The sequence below is a fragment of the Bradyrhizobium sp. BEA-2-5 genome, from assembly GCF_032918025.1.
In the GTDB taxonomy this organism is placed as follows: domain Bacteria; phylum Pseudomonadota; class Alphaproteobacteria; order Rhizobiales; family Xanthobacteraceae; genus Bradyrhizobium; species Bradyrhizobium pachyrhizi.
In genome coordinates this window covers 5334423-5354739 of the sequence record NZ_CP136629.1, presented here as the reverse complement: position 1 = coordinate 5354739, position 20317 = coordinate 5334423, and the positions used below count along the sequence as shown (strand labels likewise).

13 protein-coding genes, 2 pseudogenes and 2 riboswitches are annotated in these 20317 nt (G+C 63.4%); of the genes and pseudogenes, 3 read left to right on the top strand and 12 right to left on the bottom strand.

Features of this window, described 5'->3' with window-relative positions:
- Window positions 1-43: 43 nt before the first annotated feature.
- On the top strand, window positions 44-970 hold the full coding sequence (locus tag RX327_RS25235) for a ketopantoate reductase family protein (RefSeq protein ID WP_050385893.1): 927 nt from the start codon (window positions 44-46) through the stop codon (window positions 968-970).
- A gap of 256 nt (window positions 971-1226) precedes the next feature.
- Here RX327_RS25235 and RX327_RS25230 read toward each other — a convergent pair whose 3' ends face one another.
- Both RX327_RS25230 and RX327_RS25225 read right to left on the bottom strand, forming a co-directional pair.
- Window positions 1227-2903: an arylsulfatase gene (locus RX327_RS25230; RefSeq protein WP_317247446.1), complete on the bottom strand. Its 1677-nt coding sequence runs from the start codon at window positions 2901-2903 to the stop codon at window positions 1227-1229.
- A 167-nt stretch (window positions 2904-3070) separates the two neighbouring features.
- Window positions 3071-4726 carry an arylsulfatase gene (locus RX327_RS25225; RefSeq protein WP_050385891.1) on the bottom strand — a complete coding sequence of 552 codons (1656 nt, stop codon included), beginning with the start codon at window positions 4724-4726 and terminating at the stop codon, window positions 3071-3073.
- A gap of 511 nt (window positions 4727-5237) precedes the next feature.
- Here RX327_RS25225 and RX327_RS25220 point away from each other — a divergent pair.
- A pseudogene (locus RX327_RS25220) lies at window positions 5238-5595 on the top strand (transposase); the annotation flags it as partial.
- A 47-nt stretch (window positions 5596-5642) separates the two neighbouring features.
- Here the strand turns inward: RX327_RS25220 and RX327_RS25215 are convergent.
- The 10 genes and pseudogenes from RX327_RS25215 to RX327_RS25170 all read right to left on the bottom strand — a co-directional run bounded on the left by RX327_RS25215 (window position 5643) and on the right by RX327_RS25170 (window position 18364).
- Window positions 5643-6329 (bottom strand): alpha/beta fold hydrolase, encoded by a 687-nt coding sequence (locus RX327_RS25215; RefSeq protein WP_050385890.1) that lies wholly within the window; start codon window positions 6327-6329, stop codon window positions 5643-5645.
- Window positions 6326-7216: a crotonase/enoyl-CoA hydratase family protein gene (locus tag RX327_RS25210; protein WP_317247445.1), complete on the bottom strand. Its 891-nt coding sequence runs from the start codon at window positions 7214-7216 to the stop codon at window positions 6326-6328. The genes RX327_RS25215 and RX327_RS25210 overlap by 4 nt, the downstream gene beginning before the upstream one ends.
- A gap of 141 nt (window positions 7217-7357) precedes the next feature.
- Window positions 7358-8776, bottom strand: a complete 1419-nt coding sequence (locus RX327_RS25205; RefSeq protein ID WP_317247444.1) for an amidase — start codon at window positions 8774-8776, stop codon at window positions 7358-7360.
- Entirely contained in the window at window positions 8769-9944 is a 1176-nt protein-coding gene (locus RX327_RS25200; RefSeq protein ID WP_317247443.1) for a M20 aminoacylase family protein, read from the bottom strand. The genes RX327_RS25205 and RX327_RS25200 overlap by 8 nt, the downstream gene beginning before the upstream one ends.
- A gap of 6 nt (window positions 9945-9950) precedes the next feature.
- The gene (locus RX327_RS25195) at window positions 9951-11471 is read right to left on the bottom strand and encodes a M81 family metallopeptidase (protein WP_317247442.1); all 1521 of its coding nucleotides are present in this window, start codon (window positions 11469-11471) and stop codon (window positions 9951-9953) included.
- Between the two features lie 222 nt (window positions 11472-11693).
- Complete coding sequence (locus RX327_RS25190; protein ID WP_317247441.1) at window positions 11694-13343, bottom strand: ABC transporter ATP-binding protein; 1650 nt, start codon at window positions 13341-13343, stop codon at window positions 11694-11696.
- 157 nt (window positions 13344-13500) lie between these two features.
- Window positions 13501-14387: pseudogene (locus tag RX327_RS25185) on the bottom strand (ABC transporter permease).
- A 3-nt stretch (window positions 14388-14390) separates the two neighbouring features.
- Window positions 14391-15332 (bottom strand): ABC transporter permease, encoded by a 942-nt coding sequence (locus RX327_RS25180; protein ID WP_317247440.1) that lies wholly within the window; start codon window positions 15330-15332, stop codon window positions 14391-14393.
- A 160-nt stretch (window positions 15333-15492) separates the two neighbouring features.
- Entirely contained in the window at window positions 15493-16851 is a 1359-nt protein-coding gene (locus tag RX327_RS25175) for a D-amino acid dehydrogenase (protein WP_317247438.1), read from the bottom strand.
- Window positions 16852-16916: 65 nt separating this feature from the next.
- Window positions 16917-17032, bottom strand: a riboswitch (glycine riboswitch).
- A 3-nt stretch (window positions 17033-17035) separates the two neighbouring features.
- Window positions 17036-17142: riboswitch (glycine riboswitch) on the bottom strand.
- Window positions 17143-17233: 91 nt separating this feature from the next.
- Window positions 17234-18364, bottom strand: coding sequence for a M20/M25/M40 family metallo-hydrolase (locus RX327_RS25170; protein WP_317247437.1), 1131 nt, complete (start codon window positions 18362-18364; stop codon window positions 17234-17236).
- Between the two features lie 265 nt (window positions 18365-18629).
- On the opposite strand from RX327_RS25170, the gene RX327_RS25165 reads away from it, so the two are divergent.
- Window positions 18630-20249: an ABC transporter substrate-binding protein gene (locus RX327_RS25165; protein WP_317247436.1), complete on the top strand. Its 1620-nt coding sequence runs from the start codon at window positions 18630-18632 to the stop codon at window positions 20247-20249.
- Window positions 20250-20317: the final 68 nt, after the last annotated feature.

The window sequence follows — 20317 nt, the reverse complement described above, 5'->3', positions numbered from 1 at the left end:
GATATCCTCTGCCGGCTGAACGTCGCTACAGGGGGAGGATGACATGCGTATCGCTGTGATGGCGGCCGGTGCTCTCGGCGGTTATTTCGGAGCACGTATGGCGGCGGCAGGGCACGACGTGTTCTTCATCGCACGGGGCTCCAACCTCGAGGCGATCAGAAAAAACGGTCTCAAGGTCGAGAGCGTGCTTGGCAATCTTCATTTGCCTGAGCCCAAGGTGACCGATGATCCTGCCACGGTCGGCCCCGTCGATATCGTTCTGTTCGCGGTCAAGCTTTGGGACAGCGAGACGGCAGCCAGGTTGTCTCTGCCTCTGATCGGACCCCGCACCCGGGTGATCCCGTTGCAGAACGGTGTCGATAGCGCGGAGAGGATTGCCCCGATTCTCGGCGCCGACAACGTGGTCGCCGGAAGTGCCTACATTGCTACGGTGCTGTCCGCGCCTGGCGTCGTCACCCACACGAGCCAGTTCGCGCGCATGGTCTGCGGCAGAACCGACGGTAAGCCCGATGAGGGCCTCAAGGCCTTTGCCGACGCCGCTCATGCGGCCGGCATCGATATCTCGGTGTCCGACGGGATTGACCGGGAGCGCTGGCAGAAATTTGTATTCCTCGTCGGACTATCAGGCGCGACCGCAACGACCCGCCAGCCGCTGGGGCCGATCCTGGCCGACCCTGATACGCGAGCGTTCTTTTACAGCCTGATGAGCGAGGTGGTCGCGGTCGGCCGTGCCAGGGGCGTTCCGATTCCGGAGGATTTTGCCGAGGATCGAATGAAATTCGCGGAAGCCTCGCCGCCCACCTTCAAGGCTTCCATGCTGCACGATCTCGAACGCGGCCACCGGCTCGAACTCGACTGGCTCGCCGGAAAGGTCGTGGAGTTCGCCCGCCCGCTTGGCATTCCTACGCCAGCCAACAATGCCGTCTATGCCATGCTCAAGCTGCACAGGATGGGTAACGCCCACGCCTAGGCCGTGTACCCATAAACCCAGCGACGCGATGCGACGAACGCAATGTCCGCTTTGCCCCTGCAGCGACCGAGTTCGTGCGGCAGCGCAATACGTTGCGATGGGCCAGAAGCTGACTCGTGGTTTCGAACGTTTCAGTGGCACACCAGTCCGTGGGACACAGGGAACGGCGCGTGGCGAGTCGAGCTAATGACCCGCCATCGCTTACAGGCAATCCGTCGGCCGTTTGATGCAGCCTCCACTCTGAACGAGTGGCGAACTAGTCAGCTCCGATCGCTTTAACTCGCTGGGGTTTTTTCATATCCAGCAACGGCACTGGATTGTCTGGGCGTTGGAGATTGGGCCTCCAATCGTTCGAGCCGCCGCCGGGAGCACGCTTCATGCTGGGATAGTCAACGATGGACTTGTTGAACTCCATCACGACTGGCACGATTAGCGCCCCGAGCCAGCTGTTGTCCTGTCCAGCATATCTGCCCGGTGAGGTCTGAGGCAGACGCGACGGTACAGCACCATTGAACACCATATCGTACTTCTCGAACGGATCCATGGTCAAATTGTAGGCTGCTCCAATTGAGCCGAGGTTTTGTTCCGGTCCCAACCACGTATCCTTTGCAGTCCACAGATACTTCCACGCGATGCTGAGGTCTGGATTGGTTGGATCACCGGCGATGTCGGTACGTGCTCCCATAAAGTTCTCGCCGTCGATATAAACCCACGACCGTCGTGCTGAGTGCTTCGATCGACCGAGGATGTACTCGCTGTTGTCTATGCTATCAAAGTAAATGGGCTTGCCGTTGTTGTCGGTCCAGGCGCCGTGCGGCGGCGCGGTCAGGCCGACCATTTTGGCGAGCGTCGCCCAGCAGTCGATATGCGACATCATTTCATGGTACTGCGCGCCCGCCGGGATGTGTGCGGGCCACCACATCAACCCGGGTACCCGCCAACCGCCTTCAAATGCAGTACCTTTTTCGCCGCGGAAAGGCGTGGTGCCGGCGTCGGGATAGGCATCCTGCCACGCGCCGTTATCTGCTGTCACGATGACGATGGTGTCAGGCGCTTCGGCACGGATCGCATCCATTATCCGCCCGATATTATCATCAAGTTCAAGGAGCGAATCCGAGTAGTCGCCAAGACGCGACTTGCCAGCAAATTTCGCTGAGGCGTTGGTCGGATTGTGCATCTTCATGAAGTTTACATCCATGAAGAACGGCTTGGAGTCCTTGGCGTGTTTCTTGATGTAGTCGATTGCATAGTCGGCCTGGCGGACATCGAAGTCGGCAAGACGGTCGTATGTGATGTATTCGTCTCGCTTCGCCGGCTGCCCCGCCGCTCCCTCCCATTCGTACATGTTCACAATCTCAAAATATTCTTTTGCGAACTCCGGGTTGTAGGAGGGGAACCACGGATGAAACCACTTCGAGGTATCGGCATAAGTGTAGACGCCTGGATAATATGCCGCGAAAGCCTTCATCTCATCGAAGCCATGCTCAATCGGATAAGCCTCAGGTTTGTCGCCGAGATGCCATTTGCCGGAAAAGTAAGTCGAGTAGCCATTCCTACTGAAGAACTCGGCGATGGTTAGCGTCTCCTTCTTAAGCGCATTTTCGTCGCCCGGGACGACCACGATCGACAGCGCGGTGCGGATCGGAATCCGCCCAGTCATGAACGAGGCGCGCCCTGCGGTGCAGCTTGCTTGACCGTACCAACTGGTGAACGTCGCGCCTTCCTTTGCGATGCGATCGATGTTCGGCGTCGGATGGCCAAGTGCAGAGCCGCCGCCACTATAGGCGCCGAAATCGTTCCAACCAGTGTCGTCAGTCATCAGCATGACGATATTGGGCCGTTTTTGCTGTTGCGCGGTAGCCGGCATGGTAACCATCGTTGCCGCAGCGACGCCCACAAACAGACCACCACATAACGTGAGTCCGACCTTCATAGGAATCCTCCGTTTAACCTAGCGCTTGACGGCGGGCAGAAAAGCGACGTCGGCCTGCCCGTCCAAATTCTGTCGTTGGAGAGTTTGTGCGATACTCTGGGACAAGCGGCCGGTCCTTAGGCTGGCCGCTTGCTCTGGCGATCTCGGATCGCGGTGCGGGCATGCGACTAGTCGCTGGCGCCGGCCGTCCTCATGTCCTTTACTCGCTGCATGACCTGTTCCAGGTTGTAGCTGGCAGGGTCCTGTAGCGGCGGGAATTTGATGAAAGTCTCAAGGTGCCTCAACCACAACTGCTGCCCGATGGGCAGCATGTTCCAGTCATAGACATAGGCGGTCGACGGAGACGCGATCGCCCCGGCCATGCCGAACAGCGTCTTCTGCTGTTCGCCAACGGAGGTCTCGAAGGGATCACGCTTGATGTTGACGACCTGGGTCCAGGAATAGGGCCGCACACCATTGATGAAGCCCGACGGTGCGTCGGAGACCATCGCGAAGTACATCTTCCAGTTCTTGTAGCGGACCGCCGACGGCTCCTTGCCGGAGTAATACAAGAAGTGGTCGCGAGGCGACTTGTCGGACTTGCCGCTTAGGTAATCGGTCTGATTAATACCGTCGAGGGTGGTCTTGACCATATTGGGATAGCCGGCCTCGACCTGTTGCTTCAGTGCGTCGCCTTTGGGCCCGCCGCAGATCTCGACGAAAGTCGGGAGCCAGTCGAGGGCGGAAAACATATCGTTCTTGATCGTGCCGGGCTTGATGACGCCAGGCCAACGGACCACCATCGGAGCGCGCATGCCGCCTTCCCAGGTGCTGAGCTTGCCGCCCTTGAACGGCGTGGTGCCGCCGTCCGGGAAGGTGATGGTCTCGGCGCCGTTGTCGGTGGTGAATACGACGATCGTGTTGTTGAGTTGGCCCATGTCTTCGAGCTTCTTCAGCACGACGCCGATGTTGTCATCCATCTGCTTCATGCCGGCTTCGTTGACGCCCCAATCCTTGCCGCCGGGCTCGCCCACCATCGCCAGGTACTTGTCCGGCAGCACGGTCGTGATGTGCATGCGCGCCGGGTTGTACCAGACGAAGAAAGGCTTGTTGGTCTTCTTCGGGTCATTGCGATCGAGGAAGTCTACGACCTTCGCCGAGATTTCCTCATCCACGGTCTTCGACCGCTCGAGGGTCAGCGGGCCCTCATCCTTGCACATCATGTTTTTTGCAGTGCCGTCGGAGGACTTGCACGCCAACATTGGCCGCGGCGGCGTCAGGCAGATCGTGGTCTTCGGATCCACAGCGCCAGGGACCTCGGCGACGCCCGGGATCGGTGTGTTCTGGCATGGCGGGGCAAGGGTCTGCAGGGTCGGGGTTTTGTTGATGTCCGGGAAGCTCACGCCTTGCATGGCGTCGAGGTGATAGAGATAGCCCCAGTACTCCTGGAAGCCTTGCGCGGTCGGCAGCGACTCGGTGTGGTCGCCGAGATGGTTCTTGCCGAATTCGCCGGTGGTGTAGCCGAGATCGAGCAGGAACTTGGGAAGCGTCGGCGTCCCCGTCCGCAGATAAGATGGACTGCCGGGAATTTCTGGCAAAACCATGCCGACGCGAACCGGCTGCATGCCGGTGATGAAGGCTGTACGCCCTGCCGTGCAGCTCTGTTCGGCGTAATAGTTCGTGAACATCGCGCCTTCATTGGCGATGCGGTCGATGTTCGGCGTCTCTCCGACCATCAATCCGCGGTGGTAGATGCTTGGCTGCATCCACCCGATATCGTCACCCATGATGAAAAGGATGTTGGGCTTCTGCTGCTGCTGCTGCTGCTGTGCCGCAGCGGGCATACTCGTCAGCCCCGTCAACGACAATGACACCAGCGTCGTCACTCCAAGGAATGTAGTGGTGGCCCGCTTGTGCCAACCAGTCGTCTTCGGCACGTTCGCTTTAGCTCGTGACTTGTTCTTGAGAATGCAATCAAACATGGTCACTCTCCCGGTTGCAGTGCACGTCATCCACCGGAAGCAAACTTCTAGTTCTCGAAAGTTTCTGCTCTTGATCCAGATCAAGCCGAACAACCACAGAATGCAGGTTGCGACGCGGTGTTCGCGCTTCCGTCAGTGATGCTGACGTTGAAGGGCATTTCGCTCATCCGTCGTTTTCGACCTGACAATTGTCGGAGCTGACATCCAAAGTCTCCCACCCGATGTCCGGCTCGGGTCATTTTCGACGGATTCAGCGGGGTTGTCGGCAGGTTGATGTCCGCTTCTACCCCGTGAGGGCCGAACCGGGGCCGGGCCGGAAGCGTTGCGCTTGGACGGACCCTGTGATTCAAACTCCCAAACTGGGGGGCGAATGATACGCTACGAATTCGCCGACTATGAATGGGTTGCCATCAAGCCCCTGCTGCCGAACAAGCCGCGTGGCGTTCCTCGGGTAAACGACCGGCGGCATCTTCTGGGTCCTGCGATCCAAGGCACCTTGGCGCGATTTGCCGGATCATTTTTGCCCCAACACGACCTGCTATAACCGTTTCGTCCGCTGGCGGCGGGCTGGTGTCTGGGGCCGCATCATAGACGCACTTGCCGTTGCCCACGCCGCCGCTGTCCAGATGATCGACACCTCCATTGTCCGTGTCCATCAGCATGGAGCCTGCATCACACGAAACCTGCGCCAATCGATGGGGAGGTCACGCTGCGGCTTAACGAGCAAAATTCAACTCGCGTCAATCAGGTTATGGCTGCGCCTTAATGAGTCCGCGTCCTAGTCCACCTGACGATTTGTGCTGAATTTCCTATCTTGCAGGAACGCGATGGTCTGCGCGATCGCTTCGGCGTTGCGCACTAGCCAGGGATGCGAGGTGCGGATTACGATGTGATCGGCCATGCCGTCGAGCCTGGTGTTGGCGACCGACACCCGTCCGTCATGCGGCCGCGGCAGGCCGATGGAGGTGATCGGATAGACCGAGCGGTTGCCGGCAATGATGCCGGTGGAGTAATCGATCGGCGGCAGCAGCGCGCTGGTCGCGGCGTCGCGGCGGGTGACGAGCTGCTGGCCGGCCGGACCGAAATAGGCGCGATAGGCCGCGAGGTTCTTCAGGCGGTCGGCGATCTCGCTGCCGCCGTTCGGTGTCCCCAGCATCACGACGCGGCCGAGCCGCGCCGGGCGATGCCTTGCCAGATAGACGCGTGCCAGAAGACCGCCCATCGAATGGCAAACGACATGCACGGAGCCGTCGAGGCTCTGCGCGAACCGATCGAGCGAGGAGTGGATGTCCTCGGCCAGCGCGTCGAGCGGCTTGCGCCGGCTGTCATAGTCGAGATTCAGGGTGGCAAAGCCGGCCGCCCTCAGCGCCAGCTCCATCCTGCGAAACGAGCGCGCCGTCCTGCTGATGCCGTGCAACAGGACGACGCCGTCACGTGTGGACGCCGCGGGGCGCCGTTCGCTCACTTATAGTCGCGCTCGTGCCACCACGGGAAGTAATCCGGCATGTCGGTCGAGACCTTGTTCTTGAACTGCGCCGGACGCTTCTCCAGGAACGACACCACGCCTTCCTTGACGTCGTCGGAGCGGCCGCGGGCGTAGATGCCGCGGCTGTCGACCTTGTGGGCCTCCATCGGATCGTCGGCGCCCATCATGCGCCACATCATCTGGCGGATCAGCGCGACCGAGACCGGCGCGGTCTTCGCGGCGAATTCCTTGGCGAGCGCGCGGGCGGTTGGCAGGAGATCATCCGGCGGCACCACCTTGCTGACGAGGCGCCCCGCAAGCGCCTCCTGCGCCGGGAAGACGCGGCCCGAATAGCACCATTCCAGCGCCTGCGAGATGCCGACGATGCGCGGCAGGAACCAGCTCGAGGCGGCCTCGGGCACGATGCCGCGCTGGGAGAACACGAAGCCGAAACGTGCAGCCTCCGAGGCAATGCGGACATCCATCGCGAGCTGCATGGTGACGCCGATGCCGACCGCGGGCCCGTTCACCGCGGCGATGACGGGCTTGAGGCACTTGAAGATCCGCAAGGTGACCTGGCCGCCGCCGTCGCGCACCTGCGGATCGCTGTAATCGACCCTGCCGTCGGCGAGACGCTTTACAGGTCCGCGCCGCGCGTCGCGATCGAACGTGTCGGCACCGGACGAAAGATCCGCGCCCGCGCAAAAACCGCGGCCGGCGCCGGTGACGATGATGGCGCGGACGTTGTCGTCCTTGTCGGCGGCGTCGAACGCGTCGATCAGCTCTGCTTGCATCTGCGCATTGAAGGCATTGAGCTTGTCGGGCCGGTTCAGCGTGATGGTGAGGATCTGTTCGGCGACCTCGTATTTGATCGTCTCATACGCCATGGGGATGATTTCCTCTCGGTTTTCTTGAATGAACGGCGCTGGCGCGCGTCTCCATCCAGTTAACCCGGCAATCATCCCTTGTGAAGAAGAGGGATGCGCAGGCTTGGCCCCGCGCATCCTGACTTGCGTTGAGGCGCTGCTTCACTTCTTCGGCGGCGCGGGCCACGGCTTCTGCGGGTCGCGCAGGCCCTCGAACGCCTTGGCCATGCCGAGCACGCCGATGTCGTCGAAGCGTCGGCCGACGATCTGCACGCCGATCGGAAAGCCCTTGGCATCGAAGCCGCCATTGACGGAGATCGCGGGGTTCTCCGACATATTCCATGGCACGGTATAGGCGATGTGCTCGAACGGCTTTGCGGGGTCGTTGAGCGGCGCTGCGAACTCCGCCGGGAAGTTCACCACCGGCGATACCGGCGAGATCACGTAGTCGACCTCGCAGAACAATTTCGCGGCGGCCGCGCGGATCGCCATCGTCATGTTGAAGCCGCGCACCACATCGACGCCGGAGAGCTTTGCGCCGGCCTCGGCCCAGTTGAGGATGTAGGGCAGGGTCTTGCCGCGGTCGGCCTGCGACAGTTTCGACAGGTCGTCCCACATCCGCGCGCGCCAGAAATTGTCGAGGCCGTCGAGCATCTCGCGCGTGAGGATGCCGTCGACCTCGGTGACGACGGCGCCCGCGGATTCGAACGCCTTCGCCGCCTTTACCGCGACCTCGCGAACCTCCTTCTCGACCTTCTGGCCGGAACCGGCGTCGAGCATCAGCCCGATGCGCAGCTTGCGCGGCGACTTCTCCAGCGCCTTCCAGTTCACCTCGAGCGCCGGCAGGCTCATGCCGTCGCGGCGATCGGGACGCGACAATACGCTCATCATCAGCGCGCAGTCGTCGACCGTGCGCGTCATCGGGCCGGCAACGCGGCCGACATAGGTGGGATCGATCGGCACGCGGCCGAAGCTCGGCTTCAGGCCGACCAGCCCGCACCAGCCGGCTGGCAGCCGCACCGAGCCGCCGATATCGGTGCCGAGATGCAAGGGACCATAGCCGGCCGCTGCGGCAGCGCCTGCGCCTGCGCTGGAGCCGCCGGGGTTCTTGGTGAGGTCCCAGGGATTGCGCGTCAGGGGATGGAACGACGACAGGCCGGAGGACAGCATGCCGTAATCGGGCATGGTGGTCTTGGCGAAGATGATCGCGCCGGCCTCGCGCAGCCGCGCAGCCGGCGGGGCGTCCCTCTCGGCCGGCACGAGCTTGACACTGGCTGCGCCCAGCGGCACCGGCTGCCCCTTGGTTGCGACATTGTCCTTGATGGTGGCGGGAACGCCATCCAGCGTGCCGGCCGGCTCGGCCTGCTGCCAGCGCTCGGTCGAGGTCCTGGCGACCTTCCGCGCCCCTTCCGGGTCGTACAGATACAGCGCCTTGATGTGCGGCTCCCAGGTTGCGACCTGGGAGATGATGTCCTCCAGCACCTCGGACGGCGAGAACTGCTTGGCACGATAGCCGGCGAGCAGGTCGACGGCGGAGAGATCGTGCAGCGACGTAATGGCGTCCCCTTTGGGCTTATGCATGGGCCCCCGCCGGCATGCGCGTCTCGATGATGCGGGCGAACATGCTGGCGCCAATCGGCAGGATCTTGTCGTCGAGCACGAAGCCGGGATTGTGCACGGGCACCGAGCCGTCATGGCCGACCCAGAAATACGCGCCGGGGATGGTCTGCAGCATGTCGGCGAAATCCTCACTGCCCATCTTCGGCTGGGTGCGGGTGATCACGTTGGCGGGATCGACGATGGTGCGCGCGACCTCCTCGACCACGCGGGACTGCTCTTCCTGATTCACCAGCACGCTGAAGCCGTCGCGGATCTCGACCGAGATTTCGGCGTCATATGCCGCCGCAAAGCCGGCGGAGATTTCGCGCATGCGCTTGCGGATCAGCTCACGAATCTCGTCGGAGAAGCAGCGCACCGTGCCGCACATCCAGGCTTCGCCGGGAATCACGTTGTACGCCGACCCGGAATGGATCTGGGTGATCGAGATCACGGCGGACTGCAGCGGGTCGACGTTGCGGCTGACGATGGTCTGAATCGCCTGAGCCAGCGTGGTGGCGATGATCACCGCGTCCTTGGAGCGCTCGGGCATCGCGCCATGCGCGCCGTAGCCGGTGATGCGGAGGTCGAAGAAGTCGGCGCTCGCCATCGCAGGGCCGGGCAGGATCGCGATCTCGCCATGGTTGAGATCGGGTGCGTTGTGCAGGCCGTAGAGCTCGTCGCAGGGAAACTTCTCGAACAGGCCGTCCTTGATCATTGCGCGGGCGCCGCCGAGGCCTTCCTCGGCGGGCTGGAAGATCAGGTGCACGGTGCCGTCGAAATTCCTGGTCTCGGCGAGGTAGCGCGCGGTTCCGAGCAGCATGGTGGTGTGGCCGTCATGGCCGCAACCGTGGAAGCGGCCGGGGATCTTCGAGCTCCACTTCAGGTTGGTGTTCTCCTCCATCGGCAGCGCGTCCATGTCGGCGCGCAGGCCGATGTTCTTGGTGCCGCTCGAACCCTTGCCCTTGATGACGCCGATCACGCCGGTGCCGCCGAGGCCGCGATGCACCTCGATGCCCCAGCTCTTCAGCTTGTCGGCGACGATGCCGGACGTGCGCACTTCCTCGAAGCCGATCTCGGGATGGGCGTGGAGGTCGCGCCTGATAGCGGTGAGTTCGTCGGCAAAACTGTCGATGCGCTCAATGGTCGGCATGGCTCTCTATCCGTTTGTGCGTGATGGGGAGGTGGGTGTGAAAGTGGGGCCGTTCGGCTTGATACGAATGCCGGCACGCAAATGTTTCCACGGCAGCGTGGCGGTATCGGCCGGCATCGCGCCGGGCGCGGCGCAGATCATCAGCTTCTCCGCGATCGGCTCGAAATCGGCGCGGAAGTGTACCGAGCTCTTGTTGACCAGGATCTTCTCTCGCGTCGGCTCGATGCCGACATAGCGATACATCGCCTGGTCGGCGAGCTGCGCCTTGTGCGAAGAAACGACCACGCGGACGTCGCCGATGCGCAGGCAGGCAGAGGGACCCATCTCCATCTCGCGGCCGCCGTAATAGGGACCCGGCGCCACGAATTTTCCATCCGAGAGCTGCTCGACGACAAAAGTCTCCCGGTACGGCGCGTCGCCGGGAATGCCGGACTTACCGCCGAGCTCGAGCGTGACTGATGCCCCGACACCGGCGGTGTGCGCGGCCTTCGCGGATTGCGGATCGTAGATCGCGCCGGTGGCGGCGCTCGCCTTGTTGCGCACCAATGCGCGCAGCATGCCCGTCGTGTCGGAATCGCCGCCGGCGCCGGGATTGTCCTGGGTGTCCGCGATGATGATCGGCTTGCTGGCCGATTTCGCCAGTTCCATCGCCAGCCGCACGCCTTCGTCGGGCGAATAGATCCGGCCGTCGAAATCATCCTCATGGCCTTCGACCAGGGCGACGACCCTGTCGGCGGCGGCATCCGCATCGGCCTGGGTCCGGCCGTAGGCGAATACGCTCGGCCCGCAATCGCGGAAATCCGCGGCCGGGAAGCCGGGCGCGAAAGAGAGTGTCGGAACCGAATCGCCCTCCAGCGCGGCGAGCTTCTCGTAGATGCCTTTGGTCGGCTGGTCGTTGGTGCATTGCCAGCTGATCGGGATCAGGAACGGCAATTGCCGGAACGCCTTTGCGAAGCGCTGCTTCGTCTGCAGCAGCAGCGCCAGATGCCTTGCGCAGGCGCGGCCGGTCTCGGCCATGTCGACATGCGGATAGGTGCGGTAGGCGATCAGCGCGTCGGCATGCTCGATCATCTCGGGCGTGACGTTGGCATGGAGATCGAGGCTGGCCACCAGCGGCAGGTTGTTGCCGATCGCCTTGCGCACGCGGGCCAGCGTTTCGCCTTCACCATCGTCATAATGCTCGGTCACCATGGCGCCGTGCAGGTCGAGATAGACCGCATCGATCGGCCCGGCGGCTGCGATTCCGTCGACCATCACCTTCACGATGCGTTCGAAGGCGTCCTTGGTGACATGGGCGGAGGGGCTCGCCGCGGCGAAGATCGTCGGCACCAGTTCCCAGCCATTGGCTTCCGCCGCCTCGACGAAGCCGGCGAGGCCGACATTGATGCGCCGCATCACCTTCAGCACGTCGGCGCCTTCCGTCATCGCCGGCCAGCCGCCGCCATGCTGGAAGTCCGCGAATGTCGCCTTGGTCGGAGCGAACGTGTTGGTCTCGTGCAGGAAGCCGCCAACGGCAATGCGGGTCATCAAGTCGGTCTCGATACGTTTCTTCGATCATGATGCGATCGTGACGACGCGCGTCATGATCTCACCTCGTTGGTTGGAGCGTGATCTCCGGGGAAGACCGGTGTCCGCCTTCAGAGCCACGCTCTAGCGCGCGACGTTAAGCGTGTCGTCACGCCAAGCGCAAGCCGGGGAGCACCAGCGGATTTGCATGCCCTGTGGGCGGAAAGGCTTGAGGCTAAAGACCTAGGCCGTCGCCACAATGCCTTCCGAAACGGGGCGGAAGTTGGCGAAGTCCCAGCCGCGTCCGGGCGCCGCATCGAGCAGTGCGCGGGTATAGGCCTGCTGCGGATTGGTCAGCACCTCGGCGGCCGGTCCCTGTTCCACGACGCGGCCATGTTGCATCACGGCGACGTCGTCGCAGATTTGTGCGGCGACGCGCAAATCATGCGTGATGAAGAGCAGCGCGATGCCGAGCCGCTTCTGGATCTCGTCGAGCAGTTCCAGCACCTGCGCCTGCACCGAGACGTCGAGCGCGGAGACCGCCTCGTCCGCGACGAGCACGTCCGGATCGAGCGCGAGCGCGCGCGCGATGGCGATGCGCTGGCGCTGGCCGCCGGAGAACTGGTGCGGATAGCGCGACATCGCGTCGGGCGGCAAATGGACGAGCTCGAGCAGCTCGCGCGCGCGCGCCAGCGCATCCTTGCGCGGCATGCCGTAGTTGATCGGGCCTTCCGCGATGCTGTCGCCAACGGTCACGCGCGGGTTCAGCGAGCGGTAGGGATCCTGGAACACGATCTGGATCTTCTGCCGGTGCGGCTGGAGCAGGCGGCGCGAGATGTCGGCGATTTCGCGGCCGGCGAGGCGCACGCCACCGGAGGTCGGATCGATCAGGCGGACGATGCAGCGTGCCACCGTGGACTTGCCCGAACCGCTTTCGCCGACGATGCCGAGGGTGCGGCCCTTGCGCAGCGTCAGCGTGACCTTGTCGGCGGCGACGACCTCGCGGCCTTTGCCGAAGAAGGCGCGCTCTTTATAGACCTTGCTGAGCTCGTTGGCTTCCAGCACCACGGGCTCGCGGCTGTCCTCGCGCGGCGCCCGCGGCACCAGGCTCGGTACCGAGGCGAGCAGGTTGCGGGTGTATTCCATGGTCGGATTGCGCAGCACGGTGTCGAGCGGGCCGGTCTCGACCAGGCGGCCCTGCCGCATCACCGCGACGCGGTCGGCGATCTCGGCGACCACGCCCATGTCGTGGGTGATGAACAGCACGGCGGTGCCGTGATCGCGCTGCAGCTCGCGGATCAGCGTGAGGATCTGCTTCTGCGTGGTGACGTCGAGCGCGGTGGTCGGCTCGTCGGCGATGAGGAGCTTCGGCTCCAGCACCAGCGCCATCGCGATCATGATGCGCTGGCGCTGGCCTCCGGAGAGGCGGTGCGGATAGGAGGCGAAGATGCGCTCCACATCCGGCAGCCGCACATGCTCCATCATCGCCAGGATTTTCTGACGCCGCGCGCGGGAGTCGAGATCGGTATGCGCGCGCAGCACTTCGTCGATCTGGCGGCCGACCGGCACCACCGGATTCAGCGCGGTCATCGGCTCCTGGAAGATCATGGCCATCTTGGTCGCGCGAAGCTGGCGCAGGCGGCGGTCGGTCGCGGTGAGCAACTCCTCGCCGACCAGCTTGATGCTGCCGCCGGTGGGAACCAGCGTGCCCTTCGGCAGAAGGCCCATCGTGGTGAGCGACGTCACCGACTTGCCCGAGCCGCTTTCGCCGACGAGGCATAGCGTCTCGCCTTCACGGACCTGCAGCGAGAGGTCGTCGATGATGCGATGTGCATCCGCCTTGCGGCCGAGGCCGACGACGAGATTGCTGATGTCGAGGACGACGTTGGTCATAGGACTGATTCCACCGGCAATACGAGGAGCGACCGTGATGTTTTTCGTCTTGCGTCATTCCGGGGCGATGCGAAGCATCGAACCCGGAATCTCGAGATTCCGGGTCTGGTGCTCACGCACCATCCCGGAATGACGGCTTCAATTGGCATTGAAGCCGTCACTTGCCTTCCCGCTGCTTCATGCGCGGATCGAGTGCGTCGCGGGCGGCGTCGCCGATCAGGTTGATGCTGAGGATGGCGATCGAGAGCAAGAGGCCCGGCCAGAAGATCAGCGACGGCTTGATCTGGAAATACTGGCGGCCCTCGGCCATGATGTTGCCCCAGGTCGGCGTCTCCGGCGAGATGCCGGCGCCGAGGAAGGAGAGGATGGCCTCGGTCAGAATGGCGCTCGCGCAGACATAGGTGCCCTGAACGATCAGCGGCGCGATCGTGTTCGGCATCAAATGGCGCCACATGATCTTCGGCAGGCTGGAGCCGACCGAGATCGCGGCCTCGACGTAAGGCTCCTCGCGCGCCGACAGCACGACCGAGCGCACCAGGCGCGCCACCCGCGGAATCTCGGGAATGGTGATCGCGATCAGCACGGTCCAGAGGCTGGCGCCGGACAGCGACACCACGGCGATCGCGAGCAGGATACTCGGCATCGCCATCAGGCCGTCCATGACGCGCATCAGCACGGCGTCGACCAGCTTGAAGAAGCCGGAGACGAGGCCGATCGCGAGGCCGATGACGATCGACAGACGGCGGCGCCGAGCCCAATCACCAGCGAGATCCGTGCGCCGTAGACGATGCGCGACAACAGGTCGCGGCCATAGGCGTCGGTGCCGAGCAGATATTGCGCGCTCGACGGCTTCAGCCGCTGCGACGGCGTCAGCAGCAGAGGATCATGCGGCGCAAGCAGCGGCGCGAAGATCGCCATCAGGATGATGAGGGCGAGGCAGATCGTCGCAACCGCGATGATCGGCGTCGACGTCAGGAAGCCGAACTTGACGCGGAACGGCCGGGTGACGGGAAGCGAGGATTCGGGAAGGGTTTCGATCGCCATTGCTCAGTACCGGATCCGGGGATCGAGCAGGGTGTAGGCGACGTCGATGAGAAGATTGACGACGACATAGATCAGCGACGTCAGCAGGATCATCGCCTGGATCACCGGATAGTCGCGCGCCAGCACCGCATCAACGGTGAGGCGGCCGATGCCGGGGATGTTGAACACGCTCTCGGTGACGACGACGCCGGAGATCAGGAGCGCGAAGCCGGTGCCGATCACGGTGATCACGGGGACCGCGGCGTTGCGCAGCGCATGGCGCATCATCACGCCGGTCTCGCCGATGCCCTTGGCTCGCGCGGTGCGCACGTAATCCTCGCCGAGCACATCGAGCATCGAGGCTCGCGTCATGCGTGCGATCAGCGCGACATAGATGAAGGAGAGCGCGCAGGTCGGCAGGATGATGCGCTCGAAGAACGGCCCGAAGCCGTTCGAGATGCTGCGGAAGCCCTGCACCGGCACCCAGCGCAGGTCGATGGCGAAGATCTGGATCAGGAGATAGCCGACCACGAACACCGGCACCGAGAAGCCGAGCACGGACAGGCCCATCACGAAGCGGTCGATCCAGGTGCCGTGCTTCCAGGCCGCGATCACGCCGAGCGGCACCGCCACCAGGATCGAGAGGATGATGGTGGCCAGCGCGACCGAGATCGAGGGCTCGAGGCGCGGGACGATCATTTCGAGGATCGGCTTATTCGAGATCAGGGAGACGCCGAGGTCGCCGTGCAGCAGCTTGGCGATCCAGGTGTAGAACTGGATGTAGATCGGCTCGTTCAGACCAAGCGAGGTCCTGATACGCTCGAGCCGTTCCGGTGTCGCGTTGTCGCCGGCGAGAATCGCGGCGGGATCCCCCGGCGTCAGCCGCAGAAGCAGGAACACGAACAGCGCGACGACGCCCATCACGGGAATGGCGGCGAGGATGCGGCGAAGCAGATATCCGAGCAAATTTGATCCGTTGGGTTGTGGTCGATGAAGTCCCCAGCGGGACCGTTGCACACCAGACCGTAGCACAGATGGTAGCAGACTCACGGTAGAACTTGAGCAAGTCCCATGCCATCGGTGCTGCGGTTTTTGCGGTGCAGCTAATCAGTCCTGTTGGCCGCGATTATTCCTCCGGTGAAGTTCGAAGCAGTCCACTGGAAGGTGGATTGATTTCAGCTTTGCGCGCGTTGGAATCCACGTCGAGCCCGGCACCGATCGACGGCGCCATCGGCGGCGTGTCGAGGTCGCGCCAGCCGTCGATGGTCTGGGCGATCATCTGCGCCGTCGCGGCCGACAGAGTCCAGCCGAGATGGCCGTGGCCGGTGTTGAAGAACACGCCCGGTATCCGCCCTGCGCGCACGACCGGCATCATGTTCGGCATCATCGGGCGCAGCCCCGCCCACGGCACGACTTTCGACGTATCGATCTCTGGGAAATGATGCCGCACCCAGTCGATCAGCGGCTGCACGCGGTCGGCGCGGATGTCGCGGTTGAAGTCGTTGAATTCGGCGGTGCCGGCGACGCGAAAACGATCGGCGCCGAGCCGGCTGGTGACGATCTTGGCGGCCTCGTCGAGCAGGCTCACCGTCGGGGTGGCGTTGCGGCTTTCGGCGCTGTCGAGCTGCACGGTGATCGAGTAGCCCTTCACCGGATAGACGTTGACGCGCTCGTCGAGCAGGGCGGCGAAGTGACGGCTCGCAACGCCCGCGCAGACCACGATCCCGTCCGCCTGCAACTGCCGTCGCGTCGCGACCGCAGCATCATGTGAAGCAGCTTCGTTCCAGCCGATGCGGAAGCCGTCATCGCCGCGCGCGATCGTGTCGACGTCGGCTTCATGGACAAAGGTCGCGCCACGCCGCTTGCAGGCTTCCGCCAGGCCGCGGGTGAACTTGTGGATATCGCCGGTCGCATCCGACGGCGTGTAGAAGCCACCATAGCAGGCCGTCTGCAACGCGGGTTCGATGACGCGGATCTCGTCCGGGGTCACCGGCCGGCGGTCGAGCCCGCCCTGCTGCAGCAGCGTGTTGACCTTGAGGCCGGCTTCGAAGCCGGCCCTGTCGTGATAGACGTGCAGGATGCCGCGGCGCTCGAGATCGAAGGCGATGTTCTCGCGCTCTGCGATCGAGAACAGATGCTTGCGCGCTTCGATGGCGAGCTTTGTGGTCTCGATGGTGTTGCCGCGATAGCGCGTGATGTGACCGACGAACTCGCTCATCCACGAATATTTGTGCCAGTTCGGCCGCGGGTTCATCAGCAGCGGCGCGTCGCGCCGAAACATCCAGCGCAAGCCCTTCAGGATCGTCGCCGTGCTGTTCCACACTTCGGCGTTCGATGCGGAGAGCTGCCCGCCATTGGCGAAGGACGTCTCCATCGCGGCGTAGCGGTGCTTGTCGAGCACCGTCACCTTGTAGCCGCGTTCGAGCAGGGCATAGGCGGTCGTGACGCCGGTGATGCCGGCGCCGATGATGGCGATGTGTGGCATGATGGTTTTCAGGCTCCCGTGGGTTAGAGTCGCCGAACCGCCGGTGAAACCGGCATCGGCGCCCCATCTGTCACGGTTACCTGAGAGCTTGATCCGCATCGGGCCGGGGCCGGAAGCGAACTATCCCCTTCGGTGGACGTCATGGCCCTTGATGTGCGGCCATGTTCGTCTCTCTCCAGATCGTCCTGACGAAACGGTCCTTTTGCCTGAGAGTTTCCGGGGCGGTTGCTCCGTCGGCGCCGAAGGCAACAACACGAATGTTGTCGCTTCGATCTCTCCCGCATCGTCGCGTTGGACGGCCGGACCGTAGGCGAAGCCTTAAAAATGGACAAGGCTAAATTTCGATCCGGCAGTGCCAACGTGTTGTGCAGTGCAATCGATGTCAGTCCAGCGTCGCCAGCAGCGCCGCCATCAGGCGGCCGCGTTCGGCAAGGCTGTCGACCTCGATATGCTCGTTGAGCGTATGTGCATCGGCGCCGCGTACGCCCAGGCCGTCGAGCGTGGGGATTCCCATCGCGCCAGTGAAGTTGCCGTCGGAGCCGCCGCCGGCGCTGCCGTGCGGCAGATCGAGACCCATCGCTGCCGCAAGGCCTTTTGCCTTCTCATACAGCGCCATGGTACCGGCATCCGGCTCCCACACCGGACGCGTCACGCCACGCGTGACCTTGAACGTGACGTCGTTGGTGGTGCCCGACAGCGCCAGCATCCTCTCGACACCGCGGTCGAGATCGGCCTGACGCTTGGCCATGGAGAGCGCTTCGCCGGTTGCGGTCGTCGCAACGCAATTGACCCATTGTCCGCCGTGGACGACGCCGACCGAGAAGGTGCAGTCCTCCGTCGTCATCGCGTCGATCGCGAGGATCTGCCGCGCCATCTCCCGGATCGCGGAGCGGCCGGAAGACAGCGTCGCGCCGGCATGGCTGGGCTTGCCGGTGGCTTCCAGATTGAAGCGCGCGATGGCGTAGCGTCCGGTCGTGACGCCGTTGTCGGCGCGGCCGGGCTCCGGCACCAGCACGTATTTGTTGCGCGCCGCTTCCGCCTCGATGATGTCCCGCGTCGAAGGCGTGCCGACTTCCTCATCCGGCGTGAACAGCACGGTGATCGGCAGCGGTGTGGTGAACGAGGCGCGCGCCAGTTGCCGTATCGCTTCCAGCGAGAGGTAATTGCCGCCCTTCATATCGTAGATGCCGGGGCCATAGCACTTGTTGCCCTCGCGCCGCCATTTCAGCTTCTCGATGGTGCCGACCGGATGAACGGTATCCATGTGTCCGGCGATCAGGATGCCCGGCTCGCCCTGCTTGGGATGAGGAAAGCGCGCGCGGATGACGCCACCAAAGCCCTGGCGGCCGGCGATGCGCTCGATCGTCGCACCCATGATCGCCATATCCCGCGCCGCGATATCGAGCATGCGGTCCACGGCGCCTGCATCCCAGGTCGGACTCTCGCATTCAACCCAGCCGCGCAGGCCCTCGAGCATCGCCTCGGAATCAAAGGGAAGATTGGCAGGATTCATCGTTGTTCTCTCTTGTTGTTCTGACGGCGCCGGCATCGCGCGCGCGTTACGAAAATCTCAGCCGACGATTTTGTAAAGCCAAAATCTGGCGCGCGGCCTCATTCGTTTGTGTACGTCCGATGCGACCTGAAACCGATTGACGCGCTTGGCGCTTGGTGCAAGTCTCGATTTCACAAGCCATACAGCATGTTAGTTCGCCTAAATAACGAACCGCGTGCATAACGAATAAGCCGGCTTTGACCAGTTACACGTCAGGAGAGATTGCATGTTCCCTATCTCGCGTTGGAAACACCGCACGCTAGCGGCCGCGTTGACGGCGCTCGCGCTGTCGTTCGCGCCGCAGGAATTGTCATTCGCACCGCAGGCGATGGCCGCGGGCAAGACCATCACCGCGGTGATGCATTCGGATCTGCGCATCATCGACCCGATCTTCACCACGGCCTACATCACGCGCGATCATGGCTACATGATCTTCGACACGCTGATGGCGACGGATTCGAACTTCAAGATCCAGCCGCAGATGGCGGATTGGAAGATTTCCGACGACAAGCTGACCTACACCTTCACGCTGCGCGACGGCCTGAAGTGGCATGACGGCGCGCCGGTGACGGCGGAAGACTGCGTCGCTTCGCTGAAGCGCTGGGCCGCGGTCGACGGCATGGGCCAGAAGCTCATGGACTTCACCGCGAGCATCGAGGCGACCGACGCCAAGACCATCACGCTGAAGCTGAAGGAGCCCTACGGCCTCGTGCTCGATTCCATCGGCAAGCCGTCCTCGCGCGTTGCCTTCATGATGCCGAAGCGTCTCGCCGAGACGCCGCCGGACAAGCCGATCCCCGAGCAGATCGGCTCCGGTCCCTTCAAGTTCGTGGCGTCGGAATTCCAGCCCGGCGTGAAGGCGGTCTATGTCAAGAACACCGACTACGTGCCGCGCAAGGAGCCGGCGAGCTGGACCGCCGGCGGCAAGGTGGTGAAGGTGGACCGCGTCGAGTGGATCACCATGCCGGACGCGCAGACCGCGGTGAACGCGCTGCAGTCGGGCGACATCGATTTCATGGAGAACCTGCCGTTCGACATGCTGCCGGTGCTGGAATCGAACAAGGAGCTCACGATCGAGGTCTCCAACAAGTTCGGTTTCCAGACGCTCGGCCGCATGAACTTCCTGCATCCGCCGTTCGACAACGTGAAGGTGCGGCGAGCTGCCCTGCTGGCGATGAACCAGAAGGACGTTCTCGATGCACTCGTCGGCAACGCCAAATATCAGAAGATCTGCGGCGCCTTCTTCGTGTGCGATACGCCGCTCGCGACCGACGTCGGCGCCGAGACTCTCATCAAGGGCAACGGCATGGCTGCAGCCAAGAAGGCGCTCGCCGAGTCCGGCTATGACGGCACACCCGTCGTGATCATGGCGCCGGGCGACGTCACGACATTGAAGGCGCAGCCGATCGTTGCGGCCCAGCTGCTGCGCGAAGCCGGCTTCAAGGTCGACCTGCAGGCCACCGACTGGCAGACGGTGGTGAGCCGCCGCGCCAGCCAGAAGCCGCCGAAGGAGGGCGGCTGGAACATGTTCTTCACCAACTGGGTCGCGGCCGACGTTTCCGATCCGATCGTCAACGCGTCGATCACCGGTCGCGGCAAGAATGGCGGCTGGTTCGGCTGGGCCGAAGACCCGAAGATCGAGGAGCTGCGTGACAAGTTCGCGCGCGCCGGCTCGGCTGAGGAAAAGAAGAAGATCGCCACGGAAATCCAGACCGAGGCCTACGATCAGGTGATCTACGTTCCGCTCGGCCAGTACACCATTCCGAGCGCGTGGCGGAAGTCGCTGACCGGCGTGCTCGACGGCCCGGCGACGCCGATCTTCTGGAACATCGACAAGTCCGAGTAAGCCTGCGGCTTGGCGCAAAACAAATGGCCGGGACGTGTCCCGGCCATTTTCTTTTCGCGCTGTCGCGT

Coding starts and splice junctions, on each gene's coding strand:
- RX327_RS25190 (WP_317247441.1), bottom strand. CDS start 13,343: ATGACCAACGTCGTCCTCGACATCAGCAATCTCGTCGTCGGCCTCGGC.
- RX327_RS25205 (WP_317247444.1), bottom strand. CDS start 8,776: ATGCATAAGCCCAAAGGGGACGCCATTACGTCGCTGCACGATCTCTCC.
- RX327_RS25200 (WP_317247443.1), bottom strand. CDS start 9,944: ATGCCGACCATTGAGCGCATCGACAGTTTTGCCGACGAACTCACCGCT.
- RX327_RS25230 (WP_317247446.1), bottom strand. CDS start 2,903: ATGAAGGTCGGACTCACGTTATGTGGTGGTCTGTTTGTGGGCGTCGCT.
- RX327_RS25165 (WP_317247436.1), top strand. CDS start 18,630: ATGTTCCCTATCTCGCGTTGGAAACACCGCACGCTAGCGGCCGCGTTG.
- RX327_RS25195 (WP_317247442.1), bottom strand. CDS start 11,471: ATGACCCGCATTGCCGTTGGCGGCTTCCTGCACGAGACCAACACGTTC.
- RX327_RS25235 (WP_050385893.1), top strand. CDS start 44: ATGCGTATCGCTGTGATGGCGGCCGGTGCTCTCGGCGGTTATTTCGGA.
- RX327_RS25210 (WP_317247445.1), bottom strand. CDS start 7,216: ATGGCGTATGAGACGATCAAATACGAGGTCGCCGAACAGATCCTCACC.
- RX327_RS25175 (WP_317247438.1), bottom strand. CDS start 16,851: ATGCCACACATCGCCATCATCGGCGCCGGCATCACCGGCGTCACGACC.
- RX327_RS25225 (WP_050385891.1), bottom strand. CDS start 4,726: ATGCCCGCTGCGGCACAGCAGCAGCAGCAGCAGCAGAAGCCCAACATC.
- RX327_RS25170 (WP_317247437.1), bottom strand. CDS start 18,364: ATGAATCCTGCCAATCTTCCCTTTGATTCCGAGGCGATGCTCGAGGGC.